General features: G+C 68.4%; 9 protein-coding genes. 2 read left to right on the plus strand and 7 right to left on the minus strand.

Features of this window, described 5'->3' with window-relative positions:
• Nucleotides 1-530: 530 nt before the first annotated feature.
• From ONA70_RS00005 to ONA70_RS00035, 7 genes are all read right to left on the minus strand, one after another.
• Nucleotides 531-1,433 (minus strand): DUF5996 family protein, encoded by a 903-nt coding sequence (locus tag ONA70_RS00005; RefSeq protein WP_265004191.1) that lies wholly within the window; start codon nucleotides 1,431-1,433, stop codon nucleotides 531-533.
• Between the two features lie 218 nt (nucleotides 1,434-1,651).
• Nucleotides 1,652-2,476, minus strand: coding sequence for an alpha/beta fold hydrolase (locus tag ONA70_RS00010; RefSeq protein ID WP_265004192.1), 825 nt, complete (start codon nucleotides 2,474-2,476; stop codon nucleotides 1,652-1,654).
• 23 nt (nucleotides 2,477-2,499) lie between these two features.
• A complete protein-coding gene (locus ONA70_RS00015) occupies nucleotides 2,500-3,198 on the minus strand; it encodes an alpha/beta fold hydrolase (protein WP_265004193.1) in 699 nt (232 codons plus the stop codon).
• An 89-nt stretch (nucleotides 3,199-3,287) separates the two neighbouring features.
• Nucleotides 3,288-5,558, minus strand: coding sequence for an ATP-binding protein (locus ONA70_RS00020; RefSeq protein WP_265004194.1), 2,271 nt, complete (start codon nucleotides 5,556-5,558; stop codon nucleotides 3,288-3,290).
• A 213-nt stretch (nucleotides 5,559-5,771) separates the two neighbouring features.
• Nucleotides 5,772-6,935 (minus strand): alcohol dehydrogenase catalytic domain-containing protein, encoded by a 1,164-nt coding sequence (locus ONA70_RS00025; protein ID WP_265004195.1) that lies wholly within the window; start codon nucleotides 6,933-6,935, stop codon nucleotides 5,772-5,774.
• 105 nt (nucleotides 6,936-7,040) lie between these two features.
• A complete protein-coding gene (locus ONA70_RS00030) occupies nucleotides 7,041-7,676 on the minus strand; it encodes a putative quinol monooxygenase (RefSeq protein ID WP_265004196.1) in 636 nt (211 codons plus the stop codon).
• 277 nt (nucleotides 7,677-7,953) lie between these two features.
• A complete protein-coding gene (locus tag ONA70_RS00035; protein ID WP_265004292.1) occupies nucleotides 7,954-9,519 on the minus strand; it encodes an MFS transporter in 1,566 nt (521 codons plus the stop codon).
• Nucleotides 9,520-9,999: 480 nt separating this feature from the next.
• On the opposite strand from ONA70_RS00035, the gene ONA70_RS00040 reads away from it, so the two are divergent.
• Both ONA70_RS00040 and ONA70_RS00045 read left to right on the plus strand, forming a co-directional pair.
• Nucleotides 10,000-11,184, plus strand: coding sequence for a low temperature requirement protein A (locus ONA70_RS00040; RefSeq protein ID WP_265004197.1), 1,185 nt, complete (start codon nucleotides 10,000-10,002; stop codon nucleotides 11,182-11,184).
• 929 nt (nucleotides 11,185-12,113) lie between these two features.
• On the plus strand, nucleotides 12,114-12,722 hold the full coding sequence (locus ONA70_RS00045) for a hypothetical protein (protein WP_265004198.1): 609 nt from the start codon (nucleotides 12,114-12,116) through the stop codon (nucleotides 12,720-12,722).
• Nucleotides 12,723-12,892: the final 170 nt, after the last annotated feature.

A 12,892-nucleotide genomic window follows, 5' to 3' on the forward strand; every position in this document is an offset into this window, starting at 1 on the left:
ATCGGTGCCGCTGATTCGGCCGCGCACGTCGGTGACCAGGGTGCTCCACCCGCTCGCGATGTAGAGCAGGTCGGGTCGAACGCGCAGGCTGCGGACCCTGGTCATCGGGCCGCAGATACCCCTTCATCGTCCCGGCACACCCCGGGCGGCCCCAGGACGTGGTGCGGGCCCTATCGCGGACGAGCAGTTCCAGGGCCACCGCGATCGCCACCGCCTCGACCGCCAGCAGCGTGAGCAGGATGAGCAGCTGGGTCGCTCCGGCGCGTTCGACCATGACGCACGGAGCCGGTGGCGGGAATTCGCTCTCCGCGGGCTGCGGATCGCCGAAGCCTGTGGCGCGGACCTCGTCACCACCATGCTCGGCGCCGGTGTGAGCTTGGGCGACGTACCAGAATCGCCGCCCGTCACGCCGACCGCTGCGCGATTCGGTTACCACCCGCTGCGGTCCAGGTTGAGCCGCTCCCGCAAGTCGGCCCGTGATCTTGCTGGTCCGGCAGCATGACGGACACCGCTCACGGTGGTGCCGATGGTCAGGGTGCGTACTGGGTGCGCAGTTTGCTGGTGTCCCAGCCGGCACGGTGGGCGCCGGCCTGGTAGGCGCTCTCCAGGAAGGTGAGGACCGTCGCGCGGGGGTCGGCGGCGGCGCGGGCGTCGTCGTACGTCAGCAGCGCGAGGTGTGCACCCCGGTTTTCGACCCAGCGTGCCTGCGCGGGTTGCAGCGGTTCCTCGGTGAGGCCGTCAGGCTCGGGCGCGGTGTAGGAGTAGAAGGCCGGCTCAGGCACGTTCTGGTCGCCGAACCAGAAGCCGGCGCTGATCACCTCGTGCGAGTACGCCTCCCGGGTCACCGGGTCGACGGTGTCCGGCTGCGGCACCTGCCGGCCGGAGAAGCGGGTGACCGCGATGTCGAAGGTGTGCCAGAAGTGGTGCACCGGGCTGGTCTTGGCGTTGCACCGGGAGGCATAGTCCTCTAGGACCAGCCCCACCTGGCTGAGTACCTGCCAGTACCGGTTGACCCAGTACGGGTCGTACGCGGCGTGCGTGGTGTCCTCGGCGAACGGGATGCTGTCGGTCATGTCGTAGGGCTTGGCCTCGATGTGGGCGGGGATGCCGAGGTACGACAGTGCGGTGAACAGTCGCTCGTGGAACGCCGCGACGGACAGGCCAGGCAGGGGGAAGGAGACCGTCTGGCCGGCCAGGGTGTTGATGACCAGCCGGTGGTCGACGAAGTCGAAGTCGATGGCGAACATCAGGTCCCGGCCCATGGGGCGGGAGGTGATGCCGCGGCCGGTCAGATGGAACGGCACATGCCACCAGTGGTTGCGCGGTGGTGCCTGGTCCAGCCGGATCTTGCCGACGATCTGTGTGAACCGGTGGACGGTTTCCTTCGAGTCCGCCCAGGCGGACAGCGGGATCGGCGGGAACAACTCGGTCATCCGGACTCCTCCGACAGCGTGCCATGCAGCACGGCCAATGCCGGCATCCTCCCCGATCCGATGGCCGTACGGGCGCTAACCTCGCGTCCTCACGCCACGCCCACGTCGGTGGACCCGCTTATCCGGGCTGGCCGCGGCCAACGCCGGGACATGCCGTGCGGGGCCCTGAGGAGGACAGGGCCCCGCATCTCATGGCTGCTTCTAGACGGATCGGAGGGTCAGCGGGTGCCTCGGTCGCCGTCGACGATGAGCTGTGTCACGAGATCCGGGTGGCTGACCATGGCCACGTGGGAGGCGGCGACCTCGACGGTCTGTGAGCCGGCTCGCTGGTATTCGTAGCGCTGCAGTGCGGGCGGGATGGCTTTGTCGTCGGTGGCGATCAAGCCCCAGGAAGGGATGGTGTGCCAGGCGGCGGCCTGGGTCAGGTCGGTGAAGCAGGCGGCGCTGAACGGCCGCTGCGTCGCCGCCATGATCTTCGTGGTCGATGCCGGCAGGTCGGCGGCGAAGACCTGGCGCAGCTTGTCGGCCTGGAGGTACAGGTCGGTGCCGGTGGTGCCGTCCGGGTTCGGGTACGGGATCGGGTTGAGGGCGGCCTGGATCTCGCTGCCCGGGTACGTGGTGATGAGCTGGCCGAGGGCCTCGCCGGTGTCGGGGACGAAAGCGGCAACGTAGACGAGGGCTCTGACGTTGGGGGCGCTGGCGGCGGCGTTGGTGATGACCGCGCCGCCGTAGGAGTGGCCGACCAGGATGACCGGATCGTTGATGCTGTGCAGCAGGCTGGCGATGTAGGCGGCGTCAGAGGGCAGGCTGCGCAGCGGCGTCGCCGGTGCGATCACGGGGTAGCCACGCTCTTGCAGCCGTTCGACGACGCCGCTCCAGCTGGCGGTGGCGTCGGCGAAACCGCCGTGGACGAGCACGACGGTGGGTTTGGTCGGGCGGGTGCGGCCGGCCGCGGCCGGACTGGCCGCCATGGCCATCGCGGAGGTGGCTACCGCGGCGCTGACGCCGGCGACGAACGTGCGCCGGGAGACGTTGGCAGGCATGAAAGCTCCTGACGTGGTGGTGATCAGTAGGTGGCCGACGCGGCGGCTTGGCGGATGAGGTCGGCGACCGCGGCCGCCTGGGAGGCATAGATGGCGTGGCTGCCGATCGCCTCGACGACAACGGCGCCTGCGCGGGTGGCCATCGTCCGCTGCGCGGCCGGCGGGATCATGCGGTCCTCGGTGGCGACCAGGTACCAGCTGGGCTTGTGCCGCCACGCCGGCTCGGTAACCGCACCGGCCAGTGCCCCGACGCCCCACGGCACCTGGGAGTCGGCCAGGAAGGCAGCCTCGTCGGCGGGCAGGTCACCGGCGAACGACGCGTGGAACTTGTCCCGGTCGAGGAACAGGAACCCGTCGCGGGGCGGCAGGATCGGCGGGACCGGGGCGCCGGGCGGCGGGTCGGCGATCAGGGTATTGACGGCCTCGCCCTTGTCTGGGGCGAACGCCGCGATGTAGACGAGCGCGGCGACCCGTTCATGAGCGCCCGCTTCGCTGATGACCGCGCCGCCGTAGGAGTGGCCGACCAGCACGGCCGGGCCGTCAAGCCCGTCGAGGATGAAGCGGGCCGCGGCGACGTCACCCTCCAGCGACACTGTCGGGTTCTGCACGATCTTGACGGTGAAGCCGTCCCGAGTCAGCAGGCGATGCACGGCCTGCCAGCCTGATCCGTCGACGAAGCCGCCATGGACCAGAACCACATTACGGATGGTTGGTGTGCTCATGGAATGCTCCCGAGTACCGGGGCGGGCCGACCGCCCGCCGCTTCGCATTCCATGCAAGCCGTAGCCCAGGTGCCGGAACAGGTAGAACACTATGCAGAATTAGTGTTTGCTTCTATCGCTGCGGCTCCGGCACGGCAGCGCTCGGCGCGGTCGTGCTGCCCGACCGACTCGTACAGGTCGGCCGCCTGTAGCAGGCTGGCTCGCGCTTGGCCGGCGTGATCCTCGTCGTAGAGTTCCTCGCCCAGGATCCGCAACCACGCCGCCTGCCCCATGAAGACCTGCAGGCGGCCGAAGAGATCCACTGCGCGCAGCATCATCGGTACGGCTTCGTCACGGCGGCCGACGCGTCCAAGGGCGCGGGCGGTGAGGCCGAGGACATGCGGGAGTTCCGCTTCGGCGATCTCCGCCGTCATGCCCGAGGCGGGATCTTCCACCAATGCCAGCGCACGCTGGTAGGCGGCAAGCGCTTCTGCCACGTCACCGAGGTCGAAGGCGATGGTCCCCCGGGCCAGCAATGCCTGATTGACGTCCCGCGCGTTACCCGCTTGTTCTAGCAATATGGCTGCTTGACGTACCGCGGTCAGCGCAGCCTCAAGGTCACCTATCCCACGACGCGCGGCCGCGACGTACATCAGAGCCCATCCCTCCTGCCGAAGGTTGCCGGCCTGGCGGGCCAAACTCAGCGCCCGCTGCGCACAACCCAGTGCGGTCGGCATGTCCTTGCGCCACGGCAACGTGTGGACCCAGGCAATGTGGTTGAGGAATTCGGCCTGAAGTCCGGCGTCGCCGAGCGCGACCGCCGAGTCGGAAGCGAGCGTGAACACCTCGAGCCAGCGGGGCCAATGCACCCAGTGTTCGGCGAACCAGTGCAAGGCACTGGCGGCGCGAACCACGGCGTGGTGGTCCCCGTCGACGGCAGCGGCGCCGAGCGCCGGGAACCAGTGTTCCGCCTCGATGCGTATCCAGGCCTTGGCGTCCTCAGCCGAGGCGAAAACGGGATCCGCGGATCGGCCTGCGTCCGGACCGAACCATCCCCCGGCGGCGGTAACGGTTGCCAGCAGCCACGCGACCATCTGCCGGCTGACAGCGATCACCGTGTCGGCTGAATCCTCTCGCTCAAGCCGCTGCTGCGCGTACAGCCGCACCAGATCGTGGAAGCGATACCTGCCGCCCTCCGCGACACCCATGAGGCCCAGCTCGACCAGATCGTCGAGCTGGTCCTCGGCAACCGGCACGGCGACGCCGCCGAGCACCGCCGCCAGGGCGGCACCGAAATCCGGGCCGGGCACCAGCGCAGTACGGCGAAACAACTGCCGCGCCGCGTCCGGCAGTTGCTCATACGACATGCCGAAGGCAGCCCCGACCGTCAGATCACCCGCGCTGAGCTGATCCAGCCGCCGCTGATCGACCGACAGCCGCGCGACCAGATCACCCGCACTCCAGATCGGCCGCGACACCAGTCGGTTTCCCACGATGCGTACCGCCAGAGGCAGCCCGCCCAGCAAATCCACCAGGCTCTGCAAGTCGCGGTCATCCGGCACGTCGGCCCGCTCGGCGAGGATCCGCCTGAGCAACTCGGACGCGTCGGCCGCCGGCATCGGATCCAGATGAAGCCGGTGCACGCCTTCCAGTCCGGCCAGCAGACGCCGGCTGGTCACCAGGAGCTGGCTGTGCCCACCACCGGGTATCAGCGGGCGCACCTGTGCCTCTGACGCCGCATCGTCGACGACCACGAGCACACGCTTCTCCCGTAGCAACTGCCGGTAACGCCCAGCACGCTCGGCAGCATCCTCCGGAATCTGCTGATCCCGTACGCCCAGAGCCCGCAGCACACGCGCCAGGATCTCGTCACTGCCGACCGGGCGCGCACTCATCCCCAGCGCATCGAGGAAGTACACCCCGCCGGGGAACCGGTCACGCAGACGGTGCGCAGCCCGTACCACCAGGGTCGTCTTACCCAGCCCGGCGCCACCGGAGATCACCGCCGCATTGGACCGGTCGGCCGACTCATCCAGCGCGTCCACCAACCGGAAGATCCACGCCAGCTCGGCCGCCCGGCCAGTGAAATCCCCAATCGATCCCGGCAACTCGCACAGCCCCGGCGCGGCGGCCACGTACGCCGGCCGCGTACGCCCGACCTTGGCGAGCGCGACGAACTCGTCCCGGCGAACGCCGCCAAGCTTGAGCGCGTCGGCGATCAGCGCCACCGTCCGCCGCTGTGGTCCGAGCGCCCGCCCGCGTTCCATGTTGCTCAACGCCCGCACGCTCACACCAGATGCCTCAGCCAACTCCTCCAGCGTCAGCCCCGCGGCATGACGCGCCACCCGAAGCGCTACCGCGAACGAACCCTCGCCACTCATCCCACCGTCATACACCGCCCGGCCACCCAAGCGGGGCAGTCGCGCGGTCAGATAAGTGGTGCCCCTGGCGGTTCAGGGTCAGCCAAACCGTCGGGTTCTGCTTGGCCGCCGGTGGTCCGTACGGTCCCGCAGCTCAAGTCCGCCTCCAGGGGAGATGATCGAAAGAGGATCTGGTATCCCTGCGTCCGGGCGCTCGGAAGCTTGGTGGCCTTTTCAGGGGTGCAGCACCGCTTTGATCACGTCGTCGCGGCGGTCGAAGCGCTGGTACAGCTGGGGCGCGTCGGTGAGGGTGCCGTGGTGGGTGACGATGAAGCCGGGCCGGGCTCGTCCGGAGACGACGAGGTCGCGAAGGAGCAGGGTGTAACGGCGGTCGTGGGTACGGCCGAACCGGACGGCGATGCCTTTGCTGAACAGCGTTCCCCATGGTGCGACCAGGTCTTCGTGGGCGGTCGCGCCAGGGCGGGGGTGCAGGTCGGTATCCGGGTACACCCCGGCGACGCCGATCGCACCGGTTGGGTTCACCAGCCGGGCGGCGTCCGCGATCACCTGGTTGGGGCGTTCCTGGTCGGGGTGTTCGCGGTCGTGGGCCTGGAATCCGACCGCGTCGATGACCTTGTCGACCCCGTTCAGTTTCTCCTCGCCGAGCGGCAGCCCGGCCCGTGCCCGGTGTTCGCGGATCTGTTCGACGGGGTCGCCACAGCGGAAGTCGATCGGGACTGCCCCGACCTCGCCGGCCTTGTCGAGCCGGGCATCCACCCCGTCCACGCAGTACACGACGCGGGCACCGAGGAGCAGGGCTGAGTACGCGCTGAGCAGCCCGATGGCGCCGGCGCCGAACACGGCCGCCGTGTCCCCGGCTTCGATCCCAGCGAGGGTGGCGGCGGCGTGCCAGCCGGTGACGAACGCGTCCGCGAGCAGGACGAAGTCGTCCTCGTGCGCGTCGCCGGGCTCGCCGGGCACGCGTACGCAGTTCGCGTCCGCCCACGGCACGCGGAGTAGGTCGGCCTGGGCACCCGGGTAGGGGCCCATCCCGGCGTAGCCGTACGCGGCACCCACCCCTTCAGGTCGGGCCCGCAGGCAGGCCGCGGAGAGGCCTCGGGCGCACATTGCGCACGTGCCGCAGAACAGGTGCGTGGGGATCACCACCCGCATGCCCGGCCGGATCGACTGCACGGCGTTGCCCACCTGCTCGACGACGCCCAGCGGTTCATGGCCGAGCACCAGTCCGGGCATGGCGCCCGTCCGCCCGTCGTACATGTGTAGATCCGTGCCGCACAGGGCGCTGGAGCTGATCCGCACCAGCGCGTCGGTCTCCGCCTCCAGCCCCGGGTCCGGCACGTCGCGTACGCCGACGGTCCGGACGTCCTCGTACACCACCGCTCTCACATCTGCTTACTCCAGTTCGTGATTTCGAGACCGTCCGTCCCAGCCAAGCCGGCGGCGACGATGCACCCACAGCGCGCGGCGGCTGGGTAGGACCGGTCAGGCCGTGATCGGCTCCCGGTGGGGCTCGCTGATCATCATCATCATGTGCGCGGTCCACGGGGCGACGAGGCGTTTGTCGATCTCACCCCGCACGATGCGATAGAAGCTGGACGTGTTCATGTGATTGTCGAGAGCCGCCTGATCAGTCCAGTTCTCATACAGGAACATGACCGACGGTTCCTCGACCGACTGGTAAAGGTCGTAGCCCAGGCACCCGGGCTCGGCGCGACTGATCGCGACCATCTCCAGGTGGCATTTACCAACCGCAGCCTCCTCGCCAGCCTTGATCGTGAAGAACGGCACGAGGGTCACCTGCGCCGGCGAGCTCGCGACCGGCCGTGGCCGGTCGAGCCGGGCATCGGGTTCCGACAGCATCTGCATCCGCCACTGCGTGTACGGGGCAACGATCTCGCCCGCGACGGTCTCCGTGAGGCACTGCCGCACGTGTGTACTCGCCAGATGCGCGTCCAGGGCCTGCTCGTCCGCCCAGTTGCCGAGCACGTAGAACGCGGCCGGGTTGTTCTTCAGCTGATGCACGTCGTAACTGAGATTGCCGCCTTCCTCCTGGGTCGCCTGCGTCAGCCGAAGAAGAGCGTCCCGGACGGCATCCGCGCGCCCGGGACCAGCGATCAACTGAGTCAGGACGGCCGCTTGGCGAGGCGATGCGGACGGCAACATACCCTCGCTTCGTCGGCGTTCGCTTCCGCCCACCATCGTCCCCCGTCTCCAGCCAGAGCATGCCCTCAGCGATATGGATCTCGTCGCACCGTACCGCCCCTTCTTGCCCACGTTCGGGGCTTTCCTCCAACGAAGCCCTTTGCGACCAGCATCCCGCCAGCAACCCGTCCCTGATTGAGTTTCTCCGATCTCACCGGCCCGACGATGGGTGCCGTCATCCGTAGCCGGCGGATCACCCCTGTGGGGGCGAGACGAAGTCCTTGGAGCGGATCATGACGAAGGACAGCACCCCGGCGACGATGGTGACGATCCCCGCGAGCAACAGAATCTCGTTCAGGGCGCTGGCAAAACCGCCGCGCGCGATCTCGACGAGCAGGCCGCGCTGCTGTGGCGGGACGGTGGCGAACAATCGGCTCACGCTGCCGTTGCGCAGTGCCGCCGCGATGTCGGCGCTGTGTGGGGCGAGCGGGGTTCCAGCGACCTGGGTCTGCACCACGGTGGTCAGCCGGTTGGCGAACAGGGTGCCCAAGAGCCCGACGCCGGTAGCAATGCCGACCTGCCGGAACGTCAGGTTGATACCCGAGGCCATCCCCGATCGCCGTGTCTCCACCACCCCAACCGCAGTGGAGGCCAGCGGCGGGTTGACGAACCCGACGCCCACGCCGGCCATGATCAGCCCCGGGATCAGGTGTGCCCACGACGAGGCCGCGGTCAAGCCGCGCATGAGCAGCAGCCCGACGCCGACCAGCACCAGCCCGGGGCCAACGATGGTGCGGATCGGCACCTTCTCGCTCAGCCACCCCGCCACTGTGCTGGCGACCAGGACGCCGGCGGAGAGGACGAGCAGCCGCACGCCGGCCTGCAGTGCGCTGTAACCGAGCACGTTCTGCAGGTAGAGGACCACGTAGAGCAGCATGGCGAAGATGCCGAAGGAAAGGCCGAACGCGGCGATGTCACCACCGACGAAGGTGGGCACCCGGAACAGCCGTAGCTCGAACATCGGGTGCGAACTGCGAGCCTCGACCAGCAGGAAGGCGATGAGCAGAACTGCGGCCGCGGCGAAGCATGCGATGACAACCGCCCCCGTGAAACCGCTGCGTCCCGCTTCGATGAGGGCGTAGATCAAGGCGGCCAGCGCCCCGGAGAAGATCACAAAGCCAGGCCAGTCCGGGCGCTTGGCCTGCTCGTCGCGTGACTCGGCAACCCTCAGCATGGTCAGGGCCAGCGCGACGACACCGACGGGAACGTTGACGAAGAAGATCCACCGCCAGGACAGGCTCGACACCAACACGCCGCCGATGATGGGACCGACGGCTGCGGCGAGCCCGGCCAGGGCGCCCCAGACGCCGAAGGCCAGGCCGCGCTCGGGACCGCGGAACGCGTTGGCCAGCAGGGCCAGTGAGACGGAGAACATGATGGCCCCACCGACGCCCTGCAGGCCACGGGACAGTTCGAGTATGAACGGGGACTGCGCGATGCCGCACAGCGCCGACGCGGCGGTGAAGACGACCACGCCGACCAGGTAGATGCGGCGGCGGCCGTACAGGTCCGCCAGCGACCCCGCGGTCAGCAGGAGAGCGGCCAGGGTGAGCGCGTACGCGTCGACGACCCACTGCACGTCGGAGAAGGACGCCCCCAGCGACGCCTGGATGTCGGGCAGCGCCACGTTCACGATCGTCAAGTCAATCAACAGCATGAACGTGCCCACGCAGACCGCCCCGAGAGTCCACCATTTCGGGTCGGCTCCTGGATGTGGCGACCCGCCTGCGCCGGCGCCGGTCCGGCTTGGCTCGGTCATAGCCGGGAGAGTACCGAGACGTGTAGCGCTATATGCATCTTGGTGAGCATTTGACCGCTTCGAGTGGTAGGCCCAGATAGAGTCCCGCTGGCACGCTGTCCGCAAGCAGCACGTCCTAGTGAGGGACGAACTCCCTCACCAGTGTGTAGTAAAGGATGGCCCAACGGTTGCCCTCAGTAGGCAGGCCGGGCCCGAGAGGAATGTGAGGAAGAAGGTGGCAGGCTCCACGGGGCACCCCGGATCCGCCATGAAACACCGGGGGCCCATTGGCGGTTACGTCCTCTCGGAGGAGCCGCTGGAACTCAATGCGGGCCGGCCCACCTGCGGATTGAGGTCCGCGACACCGGCGACCGGCCGATCCAGGTCGGTCCGTGCCCAGATGCGAAAATTCGGGGCGAGGGCCGTTCACATAACGGACGGCAGCAGGGGGCGGTCGCCCGGGCCGGAACGGTCGGCCAGGTCATCCCGCCGGCAACGTAGGTGACGGACGAGTCGCGGCTTTCTCGTTTGGTCGAGCGCCTGGGACTCCGCGCGCCAGCTCGGCGCCGTCAGGAGGGCGAACGTCATGCGACCTGGCTGGAGCTCTTCTTCGACCTGTTGTTCGTGCTGGCCCTGGCTGCCGTCGCCGGCCGGCTCGGATCCCAGGCCTCACCTCGCACGTCGGATGCCGCCATCACGTTCGGCCTCTTCGCACTGGTGCAGTGGGCCTGGGTCGGCCAGGTCTTCCACGACAGCCGATACGACCCGGACGACGCCCCGCACCGGCTGATCGTGCTGGCCGCCATGGCCGGCGCCGGAGCGATAGCGGCCGGTGTCGGCGACGCCCCCGACACGCTGCTGCTACCAGTGGGCTACCTCGCCGTGCGCGGGTCGCTGCTGGTGCAATATCTGAGGGCGCGAGTAAGTAGCAGGTCGGCCGGAGAGCTGACGACGGTCTACTTCACCGGCTTCGGCCTGGCCTGGCTGATGTGGCTCGCCTCGCTCGCCGCGCCCGCCCACGTCCGGCCCGCGATCTGGATCACCGCATTCGGCATCGACCTGGTCACGCCCTGGCTCGGCATCCGCCGCCTCGCCCGGTTCCCAGTGGACACGTCTCACCTGCCGGAACGGATCGGGCAATTCACGATCATCCTGCTCGGCGTATCGCTGACTGACATGCTGGCGGCGCTGCGTGATCATCCACCGTCGCGCGCCATAACGGCCGCGCTCGTCGCGTTCGTCATGCCTGCCTCGATCTGGTGGGTCTACACCACCTTCGTCACGACCCGGCTGGCGCTGCCCCGACTACGCGGGGGTCAGGCCTACGCCTACCTGCATCTGCCGTACGGCGCTGCTCTGCTCTTCCTCGGCTGGTCGCTCGGCCAGATAGTACGACTGGCCGCATCTGGTGCACCGGCGCTCCCCCTCGCCCTGCGGCTGCTGCTCGCCGCAGCAATCATCACCTGGATCCTCAGCGGCCTGGCGCTGGGCTGGGTATCGCTGCGGTTCCTGTCCCGCCGACGGTTAGCTGCCGCACTGCCGTGCATCGCACTCGTCGCCGTCATTGTCGCCACGATCACCAGACCGGTAGTCCTCCTGATCCTGCTCGCCGCCGCCCTGGCCGGCTACGCCATCATCACCAGCCGCCAGATCCGCGCCGTTGCCGTCGGAGAGCAACGCTGTTGAACGTCCAGCCGTCGGTGGGCCTGCCATGCCGCCTCGGCAGTCGCGCTCACCCCTGTCTGTAGCCGGCTCCACGGCCCAACGAACGGTGATGCCGTCGGACATGAAGCGGCAAGCGATGCACGATCAGGAATCGCTCGACGGGCCACGACAAGGGCACAAGCGTCGAAAGGCCCGTAAACAGCCGATGCCACGGGCGCCTCGAAGCGCCTGTCGTGACCACAATCGACGATCGGGTTGGCCGTAGTAGGTTTCGTCGTCTGAAGCATCAGCCAATGACGGGCGCGAACAGCCCCGTCAATTCGCGTTGGGATCCGGATCACCGCCGTTCGACCGGCTGCCCTGCGGCCAGGACGGGCAGGAAGTCCTTCTCGACCGGTTCCGGGTTCGAGACCTTTGTGTGGTTCTGCACGCCAAGCATGTAGTTGCCCGCGCCGAGGAAAGGAAACCGAGGTGTTGCCAGAGGAAGGATTCCGCGTCGATGGTGTCGAAGCACCGGCCGCAGGAAGGAAGCGCCGCGGATCATAGTCGGCGATGCGATGCACCGCTCCGGTCCGCCGATGACGGAACTCCAGCGCCCAAAAAGTCCTGTCCATCCACGCATGAGCCCTGTCAGTCCGGTGCACGTCACCGAACCGGTTTCATCACGTTCCGGACGGCACCCTGAACTCACCATTAGAGAGGCCGGGAGGTCAGCGCCGTTCCAATTTCCGCGATGTCCCGCGAGGCCGACTCCTCGTCTTCAGGATGAGAGGGGGCGGCCCGTATCCACGAGTCCCGGGCCGCCCCGTCCATCATCGAGGCTTGGTCTTGTCGTCCGTCACCCCGGTCGGCCCTGAACGGCAGAGGCTCGGTCAGCATGGGTTGACCCCAGGGAAGGACCTTGTCCTCTCTAATGTGATGGGCGGCCAGCACCGGAGGGGGCGGGCGGCATGGACCAGGACGCGCGCGAGCAGGGACTACTCAGCGCCCTGACCACCGAGCACTTCGTGCTCCAGACCTCGCGTAGCGCCACGATCACCGAGTCCGTGGGGCGGGCGACTGTGTTCCTGTCACTGCTGTCCGCCTCGCTGATCGGGCTCGGCTTCGTCTCCAGCAGCGGACACCTGATCAAGCCGTACCTCGGCGCGGTGCTGCCAACCCTGATCATCACCGGGCTGCTCACCTTCGCCCGGCTGGTCCAGACCACGGTGGAGAACGCGCTGAATCTCAAACGCATCCAGCGGATCCGCGCCTACTACCACCGCCAACTCGCCGGCGAGCACGACTTCTTCGCCGACGCGGTAACCGGCAAGGGCAACATGCGGACGATCGCAGCGGCGGTCGGCGGCAGCGCCACTCGCTGGGACCTACTACTGACCACGGCAGCCATGGTGGGCGCCGTCAACGCACTGCTGATCGGCCTGGGCGCGACCCTGCTGACCGGAGTGGCCAGCGGATCCGCCACGTTCGCGATCGCGCTTGGTGTGGTGGTCGCTCTGGTCGCCTTCGCCGCACAGCTCACGCACATCAAGCGCGCCTCACTCTGGCTGAGCAGCTGAGCATTGCTGGGCCGAGCACGACGCTGCCTGGGCTTGAGGGTCTGACGCTCGGGTACGCCGACCCGGCACGTCGGTTCTCGACCGAGCACGTTTACGCCTAGGCCAAACCGGTACTCGCACCTTGACTGCACCCAGCCAGGGCCCCCGGCACAGTCAACGTGCGGGTATCC

This window comes from Micromonospora yasonensis (genome assembly GCF_026013475.1).
GTDB lineage: Bacteria > Actinomycetota > Actinomycetes > Mycobacteriales > Micromonosporaceae > Micromonospora > Micromonospora yasonensis.